The following is a 19,798-nucleotide window of genomic DNA, read 5'->3' as shown; positions in this document are numbered from 1 at the left end:
CGAGCCCCGTGGGGGCCGAAATACGCGTGGTGCGGAGGACGTGAAACCATAACGTCATGTCCTCCGCGCTGACCGATCTCTGCCCCCTTCCGATCGTGCAGGCCCCCATGGCCGGCGGCGCCTCCTGCCCGTCGCTCGCCGCGGCCGTGTCCCAGGCCGGGGGCCTCGGGTTCCTCGCCGCCGGGTACAAGACGGCCGACGGGATGTACCAGGAGATCAAGCAGCTGCGCGGGCTCACCGACCGGCCGTTCGGCGTCAACCTCTTCATGCCGCAGCCCGATTACGCGGACCCGGCGGCCATCGCCGTCTACGCGCACCAGCTCGCGGGCGAGGCCGCCTGGTACGACACCCCGCTCGGCGACCCGAACTCCGGGCGCGACGACGGCTACGACGCCAAGCTGGCGATACTCCTCGACGACCCGGTGCCGCTGGTCTCCTTCACCTTCGGCTGCCCCGACCGCGACGTACTCGACGCGTTCGCGCGGGTCGGCACCCAGACCGTCGTCACGGTCACCACGCCGGAAGAGGCGCAGGCCGCGCAGTGGGCGGGCGCCGACGCCGTCTGCGTGCAGGGCGTCGAGGCGGGCGGCCACCAGGGCACCCACCGGGACGAGCCGGAGCGCGACCACGCCGGGATCGGGCTGCTCTCGCTGATCGCGCAGGTGCGCGAGACCGTACAGCTGCCCATCGTCGCGGCCGGTGGCCTGATGCGCGGCGGCCAGATCGCCGCGGCGCTCGCGGCCGGTGCGGAGGCCGCCCAGCTCGGCACCGCGTTCCTGGTCTGCCCCGAGTCGGGCGCCAACCCGCTGCACAAGCAGGCCATGACCAACCCCCTGTTCGTACGGACCGAGTTGACCCGGGCGTTCTCCGGGCGCCCGGCGCGCGGCCTGGTGAACCGTTTCCTGCGCGAGCACGGGCCGTACGCCCCCGCCGCGTACCCGCAGGTGCACCACATGACCAGCGGCCTGCGCAAGGCCGCGGCGAAGGCGGGCGACGCGCAGGGCATGGCGCTCTGGGCGGGCCAGGGCCACCGGATGAGCCGGGAGCTCCCGGCCGCCCGCCTGGTCGAGGTGCTCGCCGTCGAACTGGACGCCGCGAAGGCGTCCTTGGCGCTGCGGGACGGCGTGTCGTGACCGCGCCGGTGTTCGTGGTGGACGAGGTGCCACGGGCCGGTGCCGGAGAGTTCGTGCTCGACGGGCCCGAGGGTCGGCACGCCGTATCGGTGCGGCGGCTGCGGGCCGGGGAGCCCGTCGTCCTGACCGACGGCCGCGGGCTCGGCGCCACGGGGGTCGTACGGGCCGCCGAGGGCAAGGACCGGCTGGTCGTCGACGTGACGGGGGAACTCGCGGAGGCCGAGCCCGCGCCCCGTATCACCGTCGTCCAGGCACTGCCCAAGGGCGACCGCGGTGAACTCGCCGTCGAGACCATGACGGAGACCGGCGTCGACGCGATCGTGCCGTGGGCGGCGTCCCGGTGCATCACGCAGTGGCGCGGCGAGCGGGGCCTCAAGTCCCTCGCCAAGTGGCGGGCCACGGCCCGGGAGGCGGGCAAGCAGGCGCGGCGGCTGCGGTTCCCCGAGGTCGGGGAGCTCGCGTCGACGAAGGACGTGGCGGCGTTGCTCGCGGGGGCGGACTTCGCGGGGGTGCTGCACGAGGAGGGTGCGGTGCCGCTGGCGTCGGTTCCGCTGCCGGACTCCGGGTCGATCGTGCTTGTCGTCGGGCCTGAAGGGGGCGTTTCTCCGGAGGAGTTGGGGCTCTTCGGAGATGCGGGAGCGCGGGCGCTGCGGCTCGGGACGAGTGTGTTGCGTACGTCCACGGCCGGGACGGCGGGGGTGGCGTTGCTGCTTGGGCGTACGGGGCGGTGGGGGTAGGTCTTTTTCCCCAGCCCCGCCGCAGATGTCGCGCAGGAGGGTACCTCCCTGCTCGAGCGCAGCCGAGAGCTTGGGGGAGCGCTCGTCCGCAAACGCCGGACGGGCTGAGTGGGAACCGGGCGGGCCGAGTGGAAGCCGGGCGGGCTCATTCTGTGATCCGAAACAGGCTGTCCCAGAGGGCCGGGCCTGCGTAGGGTGAATAGGTGACGCAGCCTGCTTACCTTCGGTATCCGCATGTCCAGGGCGAGTTGATCGCCTTCACCGCTGAGGACGACGTCTGGGTCGCGCCGCTCGACGGCGGCCGCGCCTGGCGTGTCAGTGCCGACAACATGCCCGTCGGCCACCCACGGATATCGCCGGACGGCGCCCACGTGGCCTGGACGTCGACCCGCGACGGCGCCCCCGAGGTGCACCTCGCCCCGGCCACCGGCGGCCGCTCCAAGCGCCTGACGCACTGGGGGAGTTGGCGTACGTCCGTGCGCGGCTGGACCCAGGACGGCCAGGTGCTCGCCACCACCACGTACGGCCAGGCCTCGATCCGCCGCAGCTGGGCGCACGCCGTGCCGCTCGACGGCGGCACCTCCCGCACCCTGCCGTACGGCCCGGTCGGCGATCTCGCCCAGGGCCCGGGCGGCCGGACCCTGCTCCTCTCCGTGACCATGGGCCGCGAGGCCGCGTACTGGAAGCGCTACCGGGGCGGCACGGCGGGCAAGTTGTGGATCGAAAGGGATGAAACGGGCGCCGGGGAGGGGGAGTTCGTACGCGTCCATGAGCAGCTCGGCGGGAACATCGAGTACCCGATGTGGGTGGGGGAGCGGATCGCCTTCCTCTCCGACCACGAGGGCGTCGGGGCCGTCTACTCCTCGCTGCCGGACGGGAACGACCTGCGGCGCCACTCGCCCGTCAGCGGGTTCTACGCGCGGCATGCCGCCACCGACGGGCGGCGGATCGTGTACGCGTCCGCCGGGGAACTCTGGCTGATCGAGGACCTGGAGTCGGACGAGGAGCCGCGGCGGCTCGACATCACGCTCGGCGGGCAGCGCGTCGACCAGCAGCCGTACCAGGTCAGGGCCGGGCGGAACCTCGGTTCCGCGACGCCCGACCACACCGGCCGCGGCAGCGCCGTCTCGGTGCGCGGCGCCATCCACTGGCTCACCCACCGCGAGGGCCCGGCCCGCGCGCTCGCCGCGGAACCCGGCGTGCGCGCCCGGCTGCCGCGGACCTTCCGGGTGGAGGGCGAGGAGTACGCGGTGTGGGTGACCGACGCCGAGGGCGACGACGCCCTGGAGTTCGCGCCCGCCACCGGGGTCGCCTCGGGTGCCTCCGTACGCCGCGTCGCCGCGGGCCAGTTGGGCCGGGTGCTCTCGCTCGCCATGGCCCCGGACGGCAGCCGCGCCGCGGTCGCCTCGCACGACGGCCGCGTCCTGCTCGTCGAGCGGCAGTCGGGGGAGGTCAGGGAGGTCGACCGGAGCGAGCACGGCGAGGCCAGTGGGCTGACGTTCTCGCCCGACTCCGGGTGGCTGGCCTGGTCGCACCCCGGCCCGTCGCCGCTGCGCCAGCTCAAGCTGGCCAACACCGGGGACCTGTCGGTCTCCGAGGCCACACCGCTGCGGTTCCGCGACTTCGCGCCCGCGTTCACGCTCGACGGCAAACACCTGGCGTTCCTCTCCGAGCGCTCCTTCGACCCGGTCTACGACGCGCACGTCTTCGACCTGGCCTTCGTCGGCGCCTGCCGCCCGCACCTGATCACGCTGTCCGCGGCCACGCCGTCGCCCTTCGGGCCGCAGCGGCACGGGCTGCCGTTCGAGAGCGCCGAGAAGTCCGGTGAGGTCTCGGGCGGCGACGACACCCCGGCCACCCGGATCGACCTCGACGGGCTCGCCGACCGGATCGTGCCGTTCCCCGTGGAGGCGGCCCGCTACTCGTCCCTCCAGGCCGCCAAGGACGGGCTGCTCTGGCTGCGCCACCCGGTGCGCGGCGCCCTCGGTGCCTCCCGGGCCACGCCCGACGCCCCGGAGCCGAGCACCGACCTGGAGCGGTACGACCTGGCGCAGCGCCGGATCGAGGAACTCGCCGCCGACGTCGACGGCTTCGCGGTCAGCGGTGACGGCAAGCGCGTCCTGCTGCACTCCGGCGAGTCGCTGCGGGTCATCCCCAGCGACCGGCGGCCCGCCGCCGAGGACGACGGCGACACGAACATCACCGTCGACCTCGGCCGGATCCGGCAGACCGTCGAACCGGCCGCCGAGTGGCGGCAGATGTTCGAGGAGACCGGCCGCCTGATGCGCGACCACTACTGGCGCGCCGACATGTCCGGCGTCGACTGGACCGGCGTCCTCGACCGCTACCGCCCGGTGGTCGACCGCGTGGCCACCCACGACGACCTGGTGGACCTCCTCTACGAGATGCACGGCGAGCTCGGCACCTCGCACGCGTACGTCGTAGCGCCCGGCGGCGGACGCTCCGACACCCGCCAGGGCCTGCTCGGCGCCGACATCTCCCGGCACGACAGCCCCGACGATGGCCCCGCCGGCCCCGCCCAGTGGCGCGTCGACCGCATCCTGCCGTCCGAGAGCTCCGACCCGCACGCCCAGTCGCCGCTCGCCGCGCCCGGCGTGGCGGTGCGTGCCGGGGACGCGCTGCTCGCGGTCGATGGGCGTCCGGTCGACCCGGTCACCGGGCCCGGGCCGCTGCTCGTCGGCGCCGCGGGCCGTCCGGTGGAGCTGACCATCTCCCCCGCGGGGGGCGGCGATCCGCGGCACGCCGTGGTCGTCCCCATCGACGACGAGGAGCCGCTGCGGTACCACGCGTGGGTCGCGGACCGGCGGGCGTATGTCCACGAGAAGTCGGCGGGCCGCCTCGGCTATCTGCACGTGCCGGACATGCAGGCGCCCGGCTGGGCCCAGATCCACCGCGATCTGCGGGTGGAGGTCGCGCGCGAGGGCCTGATCGTGGACGTACGCGAGAACCGCGGCGGCCATACGTCGCAGCTGGTCGTCGAGAAGCTGGCGCGGCGGGTCGTCGGCTGGGACATCCCGCGCGGGATGCGCCCGTTCAGCTACCCGCTGGACGCGCCGCGCGGCCCGGTGGTGGCGGTCGCGAACGAGTTCTCCGGCTCGGACGGTGACATCGTGAATGCGGCGATCAAGGCCCTTGGGATCGGACCGGTGGTGGGCACGCGGACGTGGGGCGGCGTCGTCGGCATAGACAGCCGCTACCGGCTCGTGGACGGCACGCTGGTGACCCAGCCCAAGTACGCGATCTGGTTGGAGGGTTACGGCTGGGACGTGGAGAACCACGGCGTGGATCCGGATGTGGAGGTCGTGACGACACCGCAGGATTACGCGCAGGGGCGGGACCCGCAGCTGGATGAGGCGGTACGGATGGCGCTGGCTGTTCTCGCGGAGAACCCGGCGAAGGTTCCTCCGGAGGTCCCGCCGCTGGGGTGAGGGGGTGGGTTTTCTCCCCGCCCCGCCCCTTCCCGAAGGCTTGCAGCGGCTTCGGGGGCTGCCGCCCCCCGGACCCCCGCCGCAGATATCGCGCTGAACGCGCTCGTCCTCAAGCGCCGGACGGGCTGATAGGTGCCGCACGGGCCGAAATGCCCGCCCCCTCCGGGTGGGTGGGGGAGGTCGGGGCACCGCCTACACGTCCTCGGAACCCGCCCACCCCAATCAGCCCCTCCGGCGTTTGAGGAGCGGGGGTCCGGGGGGCGGAGCCCCCGAAGTGCCGTCAGGCTTTCGGGAAGGGGCGGGGCTGGGGAAGAAAGCCCGCCGCAGGCGGCCGGGGCGGGGGCCCTTCGGGCCGATACCATGCCGACATACCGATCACGCTCGGAACGAGGAGACTCCCCATGGCCGGTGAGGCCCAGGCTGACTGCCTGTTCTGCAAGATCATCGCCAAGGAGGTGCCCGCTACCGTCGTCCGCGAGACCGACACCACCCTCGCCTTCCGCGACATCAACCCGCAGGCCCCCACCCACGTCCTGGTGATCCCCAAGGCGCACTACCCGGACGCCGCCACGCTCGCCACCGCCGCCCCGGAGCTCACCGCCGACGTGCTGCGTGAGACCGGCGAGGTCGCCGCCGAGGACAAGCTGCACAGCTACCGCGTGGTGTTCAACACCGGCCCCGGCGCCGGTCAGACCGTCTTCCACGCCCACGCCCACGTCCTGGGCGGCCGCGGCATGGAATGGCCCCCCGGATAAGGAGCCTGGGTAACAACCCGTGTCTGTACGTGAACTGGTGGTCCTCGGCACCGCCAGCCAGGTCCCCACCCGGCACCGCAACCACAACGGCTATCTGCTCCGCTGGGACGGCGAGGGCATCCTCTTCGACCCCGGCGAGGGCACCCAGCGGCAGATGCTGCGCGCCGGGGTCGCCGCGCACGACATCCACCGGATCTGCGTCACGCACTTCCACGGTGACCACTCCCTCGGGCTCGCCGGGGTGATCCAGCGGATCAACCTCGACCGCGTGCCGCACCCGGTCAGCGCCCACTATCCGCGCTCCGGCCAGCGCTTCTTCGACCGGCTGCGGTACGCCACCGCGTACCGCGAGACCGTGTCCCTGAGCGAGATCCCCGTGGCCGCGGACGGCGTGATCGCCACCGCCGACTCGTACCGCCTCGAGGCGCGCAAGCTCTCGCACCCCGTCGAGACCTACGGCTATCGGCTCGTCGAGCCCGACGGGCGGCGGATGCTGCCCGAGCTGCTCGCCGAGCACGACATCACCGGGCCCGACGTCGGACGGCTACAGCGGGACGGGGAGCTGCGCGGGGTGCGGCTCGACGAGGTCAGCGAGGTGCGGCCCGGGCAGCGGTTCGCCTTCGTGATGGACACCCGGCTCTGTGACGGGGTGTTCGCGCTCGCCGAGGGCTGCGATCTCCTGGTGATCGAGTCCACCTTTCTCGATGACGACGCCGAGCTTGCCGCCGAGTACGGGCATTTGACCGCCGGTCAGGCCGGGGCCGTCGCTCGGGACGCGGGGGTACGGCATCTCGTCCTGACCCATTTCTCGCAGCGCTACTCGGATCCGGAGGCCTTCGAGCTCGAGGCGCGGCAGGCCGGGTTCGAGGGCGAGCTCACCGTCGCGGCCGACCTGGCCCGGGTGGCGGTGCCGAAGCGGCGTCCGGAGCGTTGACGGTTCCCGTACTCCTCCTTAGGGTCGGTTCAGCTCGGTTCGGTTTGTGATCTGAGTTCATGTATGTGAACCAAGGGGTGGGTGGCGTGGGTAATATCGTCGGCGGCCGCAAGGAACTGGACCTGGCCGAGATACGGCTCACGCCCGTGCTCGCCAGCGACCCGCCGCTCCTCAATGTGCAGGGCGTGCACCAGCCGTACACCCCACGCCTGATCGTCGAGGTCGTTACGGCCGGTGGTGTCACCGGGGTCGGCGAGACGTACGGGGACAGTAGCTATCTCGAAATCGCCCGGCCCTTGGGGGACTTGCTCGTCGCCGAGCGGCACTCCATCGCCGACCTCAACCGGCTGTTCACATACGCGGACCACCTCCGCGTCGACGGGCGGCGGGTCGACACCGCCGTGGACGTCGGCGGACTCCGTGGCGTTCAGACCGCGGACAAGCTGCGGCTCTCCGTCGTCTCGGCGTTCGAGGTCGCCTGCCTGGACGCCCTCGGCAAGACCCTCGGGCTTCCCGTGCACGTCCTGCTCGGCGGGAAGGTGCGGGACGAGGTCGACTACAGCGCCTATCTGTTCTACCGGTGGGCCGAACACCCGGGCGGGCAAGGGGAGTCCGACGACTGGGGGGCCGCGCTCGACCCGGACGGCGTGGTCGCGCAGGCCCGCCGCTTCGCCCGCGACCACGGCTTCACGTCCTTCAAGCTCAAGGGCGGCGTCTTCCCGCCGGACCAGGAGATCGCCGCCGTACGGGCGCTCGCCGAGGCGTTCCCGGGGCAGCCGCTGCGGCTCGATCCCAACGGGGCCTGGAGCGTGGCGACTTCGCTGCGCGTCGCCGCCGAGCTCGGCGACGTACTCGAATATCTGGAGGATCCCGCGCCGGGGACGGCCCGCATGGCCGAGGTGAGCGCGGGGACCTCCGTGCCGCTCGCCACGAACATGTGCGTGACGACCTTTCCCGAGATACGGGAGGCGTTCACGCGGGACGCCGTGCAGATCGTGCTCAGCGACCACCACTACTGGGGCGGCCTGCGGAACACCCGCGAACTGGCCGCGATCTGCCGGACGTTCGGGGTCGGGCTCTCCATGCACTCCAACACCCACCTGGGCATCAGCCTCGCCGCCATGACCCACGTCGCGGCGACCGTGCCCAACCTGGACCACGCCTGCGACAGCCACTACCCGTGGCAGACGGAGGACGTCATCACCACGCGGCACGTCTTCCGCGACGGGCGGCTGACGGTCTCCGACGCGCCGGGCCTCGGTGTCACCCTCGACCGCGAGGCCCTGGAGCGGCTGCACAGGCGCTGGCTGGACGACGACGGCACGCTCCGGGACCGGGACGACGCGGCGGCCATGCGGCGGGCACCGGGGTACGAGGAGTGGACGGCGCCGGAGCTGCCTCGCTGGTGAGCCCCGGCCTACGGTCCACGGCTCCCGGACGGCTTACGGACGGCTTACGGACGACTTACGGACGGTCCAGGCGCAGCCGGTCCCGCTTCGGCAGGCCCGCCACCACCAAGTCGTACGAGTCCTCGATCAGTTCACGGACCAGGCGCTCCGGCAGCTCCCCGACCGTCACCGTGTTCCAGTGCCGCTTGTTCAGGTGGTAGCCGGGGACGATCGCCGCGTACTGCTCGCGCAGCCGCACCGCGTCCTCCGGCTCGCACTTCAGGGAGATCTTCAGCGGCCGGGCGTCGAGGGCGCTCAGCGCGAACACCTTGCCGAGCACCTTGAAGACCGAGGTCTCCGGGTTGAACGGGAACTCCTCCGCGGAGGCGTTGAACTCCAGGCAGAACGCGCGCAGTTGGTCCGGGGTCACTCCGTCTCCTCCTCCTTGGCGGCCCCCGGCCCCGCTCCCACCGGCTCCACCAGCACCGTCGCGATCTTGTTGCGGCGGCCCGCCGCGGCCTCCGCGGTGAGCTTGAGGCCCCGCCCGTCCGGCAGGTCCACGACCGTCGTCGCGCCCGCGATCGGCACCCGGCCGAGTGCCTTGGCGAGCAGCCCGCCGACCGTCTCCACGTCCTCGTCGTCGAAGGACTCCACGCCGTACAACTCGCCCAGGTCGCCGAGGTCGAGGCGGGCCGTGACGCGGTGGCGGCCGTCGCCGAGCTCCTCGACCGGCGGGAGTTCGCGGTCGTACTCGTCGGTGATCTCGCCGACGATCTCCTCCAGGATGTCCTCGATGGTGACGATGCCGGCGGTGCCGCCGTACTCGTCGATGACCACCGCGACGTGGTTGCGCTCCTGCTGCATCTCGCGCAGCAGATCGCCCGCGTTCTTCGTGTCCGGTACGAAGGACGCCTGCCGCATCGCCGTCGACACCAGCTCCGACTCGGCGTCCCGGCTGATGTGCGTCTTACGGGCCAGGTCCTTCAGATACACGATGCCGACGATGTCGTCCTCGCTCTCGCCGGTCACCGGGATCCGCGAGAACCCGGACCGCAGGGCGAGCGTGAGCGCCTGCCGGATGGTCTTGTACCGCTCGATGACGATCAAGTCGGTGCGCGGCACCATGACTTCGCGGACGAGGGTGTCGCCCAGCTGGAAGACCGAGTGCACCATGCGGCGCTCCTCGTCCTCGATCAGCGACTCCTGCTCGGCCAGGTCGACCATCGCGCGCAGCTCGGCCTCGGAGGCGAACGGGCCGCGGCGGAAGCCCTTGCCGGGCGTCAGCGCGTTACCGAGGAGGATGAGCAGCGGCGGGATCGGGCCCATGACGCGGGCCAGCGGGAGCAGCACGTACGCCGCCGCCGTCGCCGTGTTCAGCGGATGCTGCCGCCCGATGGTCCGCGGCGACACCCCCACGGCGACGTAACTGACGAGCACCATCACACCGATGGCGACCGCGAGGGCCTCCCACGTCGCCTCGAACTCCTGGAGACAGGCGTACGTCACCAGGGCCGCGGCCGCCATCTCGCAGGCCACCCGCACGAGCAGCGCCACATTGAGATAGCGGGTCGGATCGGCGGCGACCTGGGCGAGCTTGGCGCTGCCGCGCCGCCCGTTCCGCACCGCCTCGTCGGCGCGGAAGCTGGAGACGCGCGCGAGGCCCGCCTCCGCGCACGAGGCGAGCCACGCGACGATCACCAGGAGGACGGCCCCGAGGATCAGTGAAGCGGTCATACGGCGACCCCCCGGCCGGTCAGGAAACGGTGGGGGCGGGCGAGGGACCGGTCAGGCCCTTTTCGGCCCGCCACCCGTCGACGATCGCCGCCTGAAGGCCGAACATCTCGGCCTTCTCGTCCGGCTCCTCATGGTCGTACCCGAGCAGGTGCAGGACGCCGTGCACGGTGAGCAGTTGCAGCTCCTCGTCCATGGAGTGCTGCGTGGCGGCCTCCGCGCCCTGCTTCTCGGCGACCTCGGGGCAGAGCACGATGTCCCCGAGCAGGCCCTGCGGCGGCTCCGCGGTGTCGTCGTCCCGGCTGGGCGGCCGCAGCTCGTCCATCGGGAACGACATCACGTCCGTCGGACCCGGCAGGTCCATCCACTGGACGTGCAGCTGCTCCATGGCGTCGGCGTCGACGACGATCACCGAGAGCTCCGAGAGCGGGTGGATGCGCATCCGCGCGAGCGCGTAGCGGGCGATGTCGAGGATCGCCTGCTCGTTGACCTCGGTGCCGGACTCGTTGTTGACGTCGATCGCCATCTGGTTCGTTCTCGCTACTTCCCGCTGTGGCGGCCGCGGCTCTGGGACGAGCCGTTCTCGGTGCCGTTCGCGTCGTCGTACTTCTGGTACGCGTCGACGATACGGCCGACGAGCTTGTGCCGTACGACGTCGTGCGACGTGAGCATGGAGAAGTGCACGTCCGGGACGCCCTCCAGGATGTCCCGCACCTGACGGAGGCCGGACTTGGTGCCGCCGGGCAGGTCGACCTGGGTGATGTCGCCCGTGACCACGACCTTCGAGTCGAAGCCGAGGCGGGTCAGGAACATCTTCATCTGCTCGGGGTTCGTGTTCTGCGCCTCGTCCAGGATGATGAACGCGTCATTGAGCGTCCGGCCACGCATGTACGCGAGCGGCGCGACCTCGATCGTGCCCGCGGCCATCAGGCGCGGGATGGAATCCGGGTCGAGCATGTCGTGCAGCGCGTCGTAGAGCGGTCGCAGATACGGGTCGATCTTCTCGTAGAGCGTGCCGGGCAGGAAGCCGAGCCGCTCACCGGCCTCGACCGCGGGGCGGGTCAGGATGATCCGGTTGACCTGCTTGGACTGGAGCGCCTGCACGGCCTTGGCCATCGCCAGATACGTCTTGCCGGTACCGGCGGGGCCGATGCCGAAGACGATGGTGTGCTTGTCGATGGCGTCGACGTACCGCTTCTGGTTGAGCGTCTTGGGGCGGATGGTGCGGCCGCGGTTCGACAGGATGTTCTGCGTGAGCACCTCGGCCGGGGTCTCCTGCGCGCCCTCGCCGTCCGCGTCGGCCCGGAGCATGGCGATCGAGCGTTCCACTGCGTCCTCCGTCATCGGCTGTCCGGTGCGGAGCACCAGCATCATCTCGTCGAACAGGCGCTGGACGAGAGCGACTTCCGCCGCGTCGCCGACGGCGCTGATCTCATTGCCCCTGACATGGATGTCGACCGCCGGGAACGCCCTCTCAATGACGCGCAGCAGAGCGTCACCGGAGCCGAGGACCGTCACCATCGGGTGCTTGGCGGGAACGGTGAATTGGGCTCGCGCCTCCCCCTGCACGGGGGTCTGAGCTGTGGATGTCTGAGTCATGGGCCGGCTCTCTGGCCTGCTCATCCTCCTCTGGGCCTGCTGGTCCGCTCGACGGAAGCTTGCACTGCCAGGGTACGACGGTGCACTGACAACTCCGACAGCTTTTTCGAAGGCTCAGAGGCGAAGGGTCAGAGGCTGCCGAAGCCGATCGTCGGTACCGCCCGGCGCAGCGGCCACGGGCGTGGGGACGCCGGGACCAGGTCCGCGAGGAAGGCGTAGCGGCGCAGGGCCGCGGGGTCCTGGCCCGGCATGGTGCGCACCTCGCGCCACCACGCGGCGATCTCCGACCAGCCCGGCGCCGACAGGGACCCGCCGAACTCCTGCACCGACAGGGCCGCCGTGAGCCCCGCGAAGGCGAGCCGGTCGGCGAGCGGCCACCCGGCCAGGGTGCCCGTGACGAAGCCCGCGACGAAGACGTCCCCCGCCCCGGTCGGGTCCAGGGCCTCCACCTCGATCGCCGGGACCTCCGCGGTCTCGCCGGTCCGCCCGTCCACCGCGTACGCGCCCTCCGCGCCCAGGGTCACCACGGCGAGCGGCACCCGCTCGGTGAGGGCGTGGGCGGCCGCGCGCGGGCACTGCGTACCGGTGTAGCGCATGGCCTCCTCGGCGTTCGGCAGGAACGCCTCGCAGTGCTCCAGGTCGGCCAGGCCCGCCAGGTCCCAGCGGCCGGTGTCGTCCCAGCCCACGTCCGCGAAGATCCGGGTGCCCTTGGCCGCCGCCTGCGCGATCCACTCCGCGCGCGTCCCCGGGGCGAGCGCGGCGACCGCGGCACGCGAGCGCGGCGGGCAGTCGGGGGCGGGCTCCTCCGGCGGGGCCTCGTGACCGTGCGAGACCATCGTGCGCTCGCCCTCGTACGCCATCGAGACGGTCACCGGCGAGTGCCAGCCGGGCACCCGGCGTGAGGCCGACAGGTCGATGCCCTCACCCAGCTCCAGGGCGTCCCAGCAGTACTCCCCGTAGTGGTCGTCGCCGAAGGCCGCCGCGAGCGAGGTGCGCAGGCCGAGCCGGGCCAGGGCCGTCGCCATATTGGCCACGCCGCCGGGGCTCGAGCCCATGCCGCGGGCCCAGGACTCGGTGCCGCGCACGGGCGCGCAGTCCAGGCCGGTGAAGACGAGGTCGAGGAAGACCGCGCCGGTGAGGTACACGTCACAGGGCGGGTCCTGCGGCGTGCGCAGCCCGGCGAGCGGGTCGAGCCAGTGCGCGTGGTCCCGTCCCGTCGTGCTCTGTGCCGAGTGTGTATCCACCGTGCGCTCCCCGTACATCGTGCGCTCCCGTACATGGTGCGTGCAGGTCAGGCCAGTGTGCCCGAAGTTTCGGATGCGCCCCTGGGGTCGTGGTCGTAGCACGGTACGGGCGCGCACGGTGTGGGTTCCAGAACAAGCCCGTCCGGCGCTTGAGGACGAGCGCGTTCAGCGCGATCAGCGAGCCTGTCCGACGGTACGGATCCGTGATGCGTAAGAAACGCCCCGACGGGTTCGGGTAGCTTCCGGCGCATGAGGCTGACGATTCTCGGTGGCGGCGGATTCCGGGTGCCACTTGTGTACGGCGCCCTGGTGGGCAGCGAGGTCTCCGAGCTCACCCTGTACGACACCGATGCGGCGCGGCTCGGCGTCGTCCGTGAGGTGATCGCCGGGATGCCGGGGGCCACGGAGCGCGCCCCCGCCGTACGGGTCGCCCGCGACCTCGACGACGCGCTGCGCGGCGCGGACTTCGTGTTCTCCGCGATCCGGGTCGGCGGCACCGCGGGCCGGGTCAAGGACGAGCGCGTGCCGCTCGCCGAGGGCGTGCTCGGCCAGGAGACCGTCGGCGCGGGCGGCGTGCTGTACGGCCTGCGGACCATCCCGGTGGCGCTGCGCATCGCCGAGCGGGTCGCGGCCGTGGCGCCGGACGCCTGGGTCATCAACTTCACCAACCCCGCGGGCATGGTGACCGAGGCGATGGCCTCGGTCCTCGGTGACCGGGTCATCGGCATCTGCGACTCCCCGGTGGGCCTGGTGCGGCGTGCGGCCCGCGCTGTTGGGGCGGACCCGGATTCGGTGACGTACGACTACGTCGGGCTCAACCACCTCGGCTGGCTGCGCCGCCTCACCGCCCCGGACGGCCGCGAGCTGCTGCCCGCCCTGCTCGCGGATGACGCGGCACTCGGCTCCTTCGAGGAGGGCCGCCTCTTCGGCGCCACCTGGCTGCGCGCCCTGGGCTCGCTGCCCAACGAGTACCTGCACTACTACTACTTCCGCCGCGAGACCCTCGCCGCGGTACGGGAAGCCGAGCAGACGCGCGGCGAGTTCCTCGACGATCAGCAGGGCGGCTTCTTCGCCCGCGCCGCCGCCGAGCCCGGCCGCGCGTACGAGCTGTGGGAGCGCACCCGCCGGGAGCGTGAGGAGACGTATATGGCCGAGAGCCGCGCGGCGACGGGCGGCTGGCAGCGGGACAGCTGCGACCTGGACGGCGGCGGGTACGACCGGGTGGCGCTTGCGCTGATGCGGGCGATCGCCTCCGGCGGCTCCGAGGCTGGTTCCGGGTCCGGTTCCGGGTCAGGGTCAGGCTCCGGTTCCCGGTCCGACTCTCGTACGCGGCTGATTCTCAACGTACGCAATCGCGGTACGGTCCCCGCGCTGCCGGATGACGCGATCATCGAGACGGTCTGCGAGGTGGACGCCTCCGGGGCCCGGCCGCTGCCCTGCGCACCCCTCGGCGAGGCCGAGCTCGGTCTGATGCTCCAGCTGAAGGCGGTGGAGCGGGCGACGGTCGACGCGGCCCTGTTCAAGGACCGCGAGGCGGCCCTGCGCGCCCTCGCCCTGCACCCTCTGGTGGACTCGCCCGCGGTGGCGGCCCGGATCCTGGAGCGGGCGTCACAGCGGGCGTCACAGCGGGCGTCACAGGGGGCGTAAACACGGGGCGGGACCGGGGAGCTGAGGACGTCTTCGTATGCTCGGGGCATGACCGAAAGCACCCAGCTCGACCCCGAGGACCGCAAGATCGTCACCCTGGCCCGCTCCGCCCGGGCCCGCAACGGTGTGCCCGAGGGCGCCGCCGTGCGCGACGAGACGGGTCGCACCTATGTCGCCGGCACCGTGGAGCTCGACTCGCTGCGCCTGAGCGCGCTGCGGACCGCCGTAGCCATGGCCGTGGCCAGCGGCGCCAAGTCCCTGGAGGCGGCGGCCGTGGTGAGCGAGGCGGGCGCGGTGCCGGACGAGGACCGCGCGGCGGTGCGCGATCTGGGCGGAGCCGGTACGCCGGTGCTGCTCGCGGGGCCGGACGGCACCGTGACCGCGACGGTGTCGGCGGGCTGACGGCGGTATCCCGCCCGCCTCAACCACGTCTTCGCAGCCGATCCACGGCCGCTCCAGGGCCGACGAAATCGCTCAAGTTCCTAGAAAAATCAACGAACTTCGTCTTGCAATCTCTGGTTACCCACGCGTAAATGGACCGAGCTCTTCCGCACCTGACCTGAGCCCCCACCAACGGGAAGGTGAACCATGAAGCGCACCAGAACCAGTCGATTAAGGCTCGGCACCGCCGTCGCCGCGGGTGCCCTCGCCGTGGCCGGCCTGGCCTTCGCCCCGTCCGCCGCGGCCGTGGAGCCGGGCACGGCCACCACCCAGGCCGACTGCGGCGTCTACGGCGGCGGCAAGGTCACGCTGACCGCCACCCAGGACGGCACCACCGCCACCATCACCGTCACTTCGGACGAGATCACCACGCCGGTGGCCGTCGAGGCGAACTCCGTGCAGTCCACGCTGACCATGACGAAGGCCGGCGGCGGCACCGCCGAGTTCACCGGCAGCAGCAACCCGGCCATGGAGGCGGGCGGCGGCGTCGACTCCGGTCCGCTGACCGGGACCGTCGCGTCCGGGGACTCGCTCGACCACCCCGGCTCGCTCACCCTGGTCGTCCAGGGCATCACGGTGACCTGTGAGTCCACCGAGGCGCTTGCGCCGGGGCCGTTCGTCTTCGACTGAGCCGATCCGACTGAGCCGAGGGCATACGTACGCCAGGGCTGTCCCGGTGCGGGACGGCCCTGGTCGGTGCTGCCTGCCGCATCGGGGACAATGGGGCCCATGAGCGCACCTTCCTCGACGCAGCCCTCGCAGCCCGAGCCCGGGACCGACGGGCACCGCGCGGGCTTCGCCTGCTTCGTCGGCCGGCCGAACGCGGGCAAGTCGACCCTGACCAACGCCCTCGTGGGGACGAAGGTCGCCATCACCTCCAAGAAGCCGCAGACCACCCGGCACACGGTCCGCGGCGTCGTGCACCGCCCCGACGCCCAGCTCGTCCTGGTCGACACCCCCGGCCTGCACAAGCCGCGCACCCTCCTCGGCGAGCGGCTCAACGACGTCGTACGCACCACCTGGGCCGAGGTCGACGTGATCGGCTTCTGCCTGCCCGCGAACGAGAAGCTCGGGCCCGGCGACCGCTTTATCGCCAAGGAGCTCGCCGGGATCAAGAAGACCCCGAAGGTCGCGATCGTCACCAAGACGGACCTGGTCGACGGTAAGACCCTGGCCGAGCAACTGATCGCCATCGACCAGCTCGGCAAGGAGCTCGGCATCGAGTGGGCGGAGATCGTGCCGGTCTCGGCGGTTGGCGACAAGCAGGTGGAGCTGCTCGCCGACCTGATCGTGCCGCTCCTTCCCAAGGGCCCCGAGCTCTACCCGGAGGGCCACCTCACGGACGAGCCCGAGCAGGTCATGGTGGCCGAGCTGATCCGTGAGGCCGCGCTCGAAGGCGTACGGGACGAGCTGCCGCACTCCATCGCCGTGGTGGTGGAGGAGATGCTGCCGCGCGAGGACCGTCCGGCGGACAAGCCGCTGCTCGACATCCACGCGTTCGTCTACATCGAGCGGCCCAGCCAGAAGGGCATCATCATCGGCCCCAAGGGCAAGCGGCTCAAGGAGGTCGGCATGAAGTCCCGCAAGCACATCGAGGCGCTGCTCGGTACGCCGGTCTTCCTCGACCTGCACGTGAAGGTGGCCAAGGACTGGCAGCGGGATCCCAAGCAGCTGCGGCGGCTCGGGTTCTGACCCACCCGGGCAGAATCGGTTACTCCACCCCGCGAATCCGGCCCACCAGCACCGCCCCCGCAAGCCCCACCCCCGCCGCCACCAGATACAGCACCCGGTAGCCGCCCAAGTGCGTCACGATCGGGGCGGCCAGGGCCGGGGCGGCCACCTGGGGCAGGGAGTTGGCGATGTTGATGACGCCGAGGTCCTTGCCGCGGTCCAGGGCCTTCGGCAGGACGTCCGTCATCAGGGCGAAGTCGACCGACGTGAACACCCCGAAGGCCAGGCCGAGCAGCGCCGCCGCCACGATCGCGCCGGTCCAGGTCTGCCACACGGCCAGCAGCCCCGTCGCCGCCGCCATAAGGACCCCCGACCACACCACGAACGGCTTGCGCCGCCCCACCCGGTCCGACCAGACGCCGCCGACCACCACCGTGGCAAGCAGCGTCGCCCCGTTGACCGCGGTGAGCACGAGCACCCCGCCCTCCGGGTCGGTGAGCCGCAGCCCGTCCCGCAGGTAGTACAGGAGATAGAGCAGCACCACGGAGTTGCCGAGGTTGATCAGGAAGCGGGTCAGCCAGGCCCAGCCGAAGTCCGGGTAGCGGCGCGGGCTCAGCCAGAACCCGGCCAGGAAGCCGCGCCATGTGAAGGGCGGCCGGGTCGTCAGCCGCAGATCCCGGTGGCCGAGCAGATACGGCGCCACGCCGAGCACCGTGAACGCCGCGCACGCCGCATACCCCGCCCCGACCCCGCCCGCCAACGTCGCGAGCCCCGTGCCCGCCACCACGCCGAGCAGCTGCGCCGCGCCCAACCAGCCGCCCACGGCGCCGCGTTGGAGCCGCGGCACCCGGTCCGGGACGGCCGCCGTCACGGCGGCGAACGCGGCGTTCAGCGTGAGCTGCACCAGACACCAGGCGGCCGCCAGGGCCCACACCGAACCTGCCGCCGAGGTGAGAAGCAGCGCCGCCGCACCGCCCGCGGTTCCGGCCGCGATCCAGGGCGTACGCCGCCCGAAGCGCGAGGTCGTACGGTCCGAGAGGGCCCCGAAGAGCGGATTGGCGACCAGCGAGACCACGGCGCCCGCGCCCGTCACCCAGGCAAGCACCGTCTCCTTGGCCACCCCGTCCGGGGCGAGCCCGTCCGCCTGCAGGGCGAGCAGGATCTGCAACGGGCCGTACCAGCCCACCCACACCGCCCCGTTGGCGAGGCAGAGCGAGAAGGTCCAGGAGCGGCCGACCTGGATGGTGGGCTCCGCGAGCGCGCTCACCCCCGCGCCTGCGCGCGCAGCGCTTCACGCAGCCAGGCGTACGAGGCTTTGGGCGTACGTTCCAGCGTCTCGAAGTCGACGTGCACGAGCCCGAAACGCTGGGCGTACCCCTCCGCCCACTCGAAGTTGTCGAGCAGCGACCAGACGAAATAGCCGCGCACCGCGACGCCGCTCGTGCTCATCGCCGTGTGCAGGGCCCGCAGATGCCCGTCGAGGAACGCGATCCGGTCCTGGTCGTCGAGCCCGTCGTACGAGCAGCCGTTCTCGGTGACGATCAGCGGCGGGAGCCGGTCGCCGTACCGCTCCTTGAAGTGCGTGAGCAGCTCCGTGAACGCCTCCGGCACCACCGGCCAGCCGAAGTCCGTGCGCGGATACCCGTCGATCTCGCGCGGCGCGAAGGGCAGTTCGGGCGGGAGCCGCACGCCCGAGAACTCCGTGGCACCGTCCGTCGTCGGCGCCCCCACCCGCGTCGGCTGGTAGTAGTTCACGCCGTACCAGTCGAGCGGCTCGGCGATCACCTCGAGGTCGGCGGCGGGATCGGGCGCGGGCATCAGCTCCCCGATCCCGTCCGGGTAGCGCCCGAGCAGCAGCGGGTCCGAGAACAGCCGGTTCAGGAGTACGTCGTAGAAGTCCGCGGCCGCCGTGTCCGCCGGGTCGTCCGAGGCCGCCCAGGTCGGGCCGTGCGAGTTGGCGATCCCGATGTCCGTCGCGCCGGTCGCGCGCAGCGCCCGTACCGCCAGACCGTGGGCGAGGAGCTGATGGTGGGCGGCGGGCAGCGCGTCGAAGAGGAGCTCGCGGCCCGGGGCGTGCTCGCCGAGCGCGTGCCCCAACAGGGTGTGCTCGGCGGGTTCGTTGAGGGTGATCCAGGTGCCGACCCGGTCGCCGAGCCGCTCGGCGACGACGGCGGCGTACTCCGCGAAACGGTGCGCGGTGTCGCGGTTCAGCCAGCCGCCGTTCTCCTCCAGGGCGAGGGGCAGGTCCCAGTGGAAGAGCGTCGGCACCGGACGGAGCCTTGCGGTGAGCAGCTCGTCCACCAACCGGTCGTAGAAGCCGAGCCCCCGCTCGCTGACCGGTCCTGAGCCGGTCGCCTGGACGCGGGGCCAGGAGACGGAGAAGCGGTACGCGTCGATGCCGAGGCCCCGCATCAGGGCGACGTCCTCGCGGTACCGGTGGTAGTGATCGCAGGCCACGTCCGCGGTCGAGCCGTCCTTCACCCGGCCCGGCACCTCCGTGAAGGCGTCCCAGACGGACCGGCCCCGTTCGGCGGCCGCGCCCTCGATCTGGTGCGCGGAGGTGGCCACGCCCCAGAGGAAGTCCCGTGGGAAGCGGGGGAGTTGGGGGTGGGGGCGGGCAGGTCGGGCAGGAGTGGCCGTCATGCGCGCGATCATCCGTACCCGGGGTAACGGGTGTCAACGGGTGTGCGCGGAGTTCAGGGGGCGGGCCGCGAGGCGTGGCCCCCTGAACTCAGGAACAGCCGTGAACTCAGGAACGGCCGTTCAAGAACCCTCCTTCAGTACCCGAGTGATCAAGTGCCGCTGCTCCTCCGTAAGGCGCGGATCCGAGCAGTAGACCGTGCGGTCGTCCACCGTGAGCTGGTAGCTGAATCCGTCCGGCACCCCGACCGGTGGCGTCTCCCGGCCGTCGGCGACTGCCTGCTCCGCCAAGGCCTGCCACTCGTCGGCGTCGGGCCGCCCCGAGGTGTCCACCTCGGCGTAGCGGTCGATACCGGCGAATCCTCCTGTGCGTCGTACCTCGATGCGCATGCTTCCTGTCTAGTACGTGCCGGTGCGGGGCGCGAGCGC

Annotated in this window: 18 protein-coding genes; 10 read left to right on the top strand and 8 right to left on the bottom strand. The window is 72.1% G+C overall.

Annotated elements, in window-relative coordinates:
• The first annotated feature begins 56 nt into the window (after positions 1–56).
• From ACWD10_RS15360 to ACWD10_RS15335, 6 genes are all read left to right on the top strand, one after another.
• Entirely contained in the window at positions 57–1,133 is a 1,077-nt protein-coding gene (locus ACWD10_RS15360) for a nitronate monooxygenase (RefSeq protein ID WP_451090949.1), read from the top strand.
• Entirely contained in the window at positions 1,130–1,870 is a 741-nt protein-coding gene (locus tag ACWD10_RS15355) for a 16S rRNA (uracil(1498)-N(3))-methyltransferase (protein WP_451090947.1), read from the top strand. Before ACWD10_RS15360 ends, ACWD10_RS15355 begins: the two co-directional genes overlap by 4 nt.
• A gap of 203 nt (positions 1,871–2,073) precedes the next feature.
• On the top strand, positions 2,074–5,319 hold the full coding sequence (locus ACWD10_RS15350) for a S41 family peptidase (protein WP_451090945.1): 3,246 nt from the start codon (positions 2,074–2,076) through the stop codon (positions 5,317–5,319).
• A 401-nt stretch (positions 5,320–5,720) separates the two neighbouring features.
• Positions 5,721–6,074 (top strand): histidine triad nucleotide-binding protein, encoded by a 354-nt coding sequence (locus ACWD10_RS15345; RefSeq protein ID WP_451090943.1) that lies wholly within the window; start codon positions 5,721–5,723, stop codon positions 6,072–6,074.
• Positions 6,075–6,093: 19 nt separating this feature from the next.
• Positions 6,094–7,008 (top strand): ribonuclease Z, encoded by a 915-nt coding sequence (locus tag ACWD10_RS15340; RefSeq protein ID WP_451090941.1) that lies wholly within the window; start codon positions 6,094–6,096, stop codon positions 7,006–7,008.
• Between the two features lie 86 nt (positions 7,009–7,094).
• A complete protein-coding gene (locus ACWD10_RS15335; RefSeq protein WP_451090939.1) occupies positions 7,095–8,417 on the top strand; it encodes a glucarate dehydratase family protein in 1,323 nt (440 codons plus the stop codon).
• A gap of 55 nt (positions 8,418–8,472) precedes the next feature.
• Here ACWD10_RS15335 and ACWD10_RS15330 read toward each other — a convergent pair whose 3' ends face one another.
• The 5 genes from ACWD10_RS15330 to ACWD10_RS15310 form a co-directional block, all read right to left on the bottom strand.
• Positions 8,473–8,826: an MmcQ/YjbR family DNA-binding protein gene (locus ACWD10_RS15330; RefSeq protein WP_451090937.1), complete on the bottom strand. Its 354-nt coding sequence runs from the start codon at positions 8,824–8,826 to the stop codon at positions 8,473–8,475.
• Positions 8,823–10,130, bottom strand: coding sequence for a hemolysin family protein (locus tag ACWD10_RS15325; RefSeq protein ID WP_451090935.1), 1,308 nt, complete (start codon positions 10,128–10,130; stop codon positions 8,823–8,825). Before ACWD10_RS15325 ends, ACWD10_RS15330 begins: the two co-directional genes overlap by 4 nt.
• Before the next feature lie 19 nt (positions 10,131–10,149).
• Positions 10,150–10,653 (bottom strand): rRNA maturation RNase YbeY, encoded by a 504-nt coding sequence (gene ybeY / locus ACWD10_RS15320; protein WP_451090933.1) that lies wholly within the window; start codon positions 10,651–10,653, stop codon positions 10,150–10,152.
• Between the two features lie 14 nt (positions 10,654–10,667).
• Entirely contained in the window at positions 10,668–11,726 is a 1,059-nt protein-coding gene (locus tag ACWD10_RS15315) for a PhoH family protein (protein ID WP_451090931.1), read from the bottom strand.
• A 128-nt stretch (positions 11,727–11,854) separates the two neighbouring features.
• A complete protein-coding gene (locus ACWD10_RS15310) occupies positions 11,855–12,970 on the bottom strand; it encodes a carbohydrate kinase family protein (protein ID WP_451090929.1) in 1,116 nt (371 codons plus the stop codon).
• Between the two features lie 249 nt (positions 12,971–13,219).
• On the opposite strand from ACWD10_RS15310, the gene ACWD10_RS15305 reads away from it, so the two are divergent.
• The 4 genes from ACWD10_RS15305 (at position 13,220) to era (ending at position 16,750) form a co-directional block, all read left to right on the top strand.
• The gene (locus ACWD10_RS15305; RefSeq protein ID WP_451090927.1) at positions 13,220–14,617 is read left to right on the top strand and encodes a 6-phospho-beta-glucosidase; all 1,398 of its coding nucleotides are present in this window, start codon (positions 13,220–13,222) and stop codon (positions 14,615–14,617) included.
• A 48-nt stretch (positions 14,618–14,665) separates the two neighbouring features.
• Positions 14,666–15,019 (top strand): cytidine deaminase, encoded by a 354-nt coding sequence (locus ACWD10_RS15300; RefSeq protein WP_451090925.1) that lies wholly within the window; start codon positions 14,666–14,668, stop codon positions 15,017–15,019.
• A gap of 186 nt (positions 15,020–15,205) precedes the next feature.
• Positions 15,206–15,688: a hypothetical protein gene (locus ACWD10_RS15295; protein WP_451090923.1), complete on the top strand. Its 483-nt coding sequence runs from the start codon at positions 15,206–15,208 to the stop codon at positions 15,686–15,688.
• A 99-nt stretch (positions 15,689–15,787) separates the two neighbouring features.
• Positions 15,788–16,750: a GTPase Era gene (gene era, locus ACWD10_RS15290; protein ID WP_451090921.1), complete on the top strand. Its 963-nt coding sequence runs from the start codon at positions 15,788–15,790 to the stop codon at positions 16,748–16,750.
• A gap of 19 nt (positions 16,751–16,769) precedes the next feature.
• Here the strand turns inward: era and ACWD10_RS15285 are convergent, their stop codons facing one another.
• From ACWD10_RS15285 to ACWD10_RS15275, 3 genes are all read right to left on the bottom strand, one after another.
• Positions 16,770–17,996 carry an MFS transporter gene (locus tag ACWD10_RS15285; protein WP_451090919.1) on the bottom strand — a complete coding sequence of 409 codons (1,227 nt, stop codon included), beginning with the start codon at positions 17,994–17,996 and terminating at the stop codon, positions 16,770–16,772.
• A complete protein-coding gene (locus tag ACWD10_RS15280; protein WP_451090917.1) occupies positions 17,993–19,372 on the bottom strand; it encodes a GH1 family beta-glucosidase in 1,380 nt (459 codons plus the stop codon). The genes ACWD10_RS15285 and ACWD10_RS15280 overlap by 4 nt, the downstream gene beginning before the upstream one ends.
• 120 nt (positions 19,373–19,492) lie before the next feature.
• The gene (locus tag ACWD10_RS15275; RefSeq protein WP_451090915.1) at positions 19,493–19,759 is read right to left on the bottom strand and encodes a protealysin inhibitor emfourin; all 267 of its coding nucleotides are present in this window, start codon (positions 19,757–19,759) and stop codon (positions 19,493–19,495) included.
• Positions 19,760–19,798 lie beyond the last annotated feature (39 nt).

This window comes from Streptomyces sp. NPDC002851, from assembly GCF_053591935.1.
This window is presented reverse-complemented; position numbering and strand designations above follow the sequence as displayed.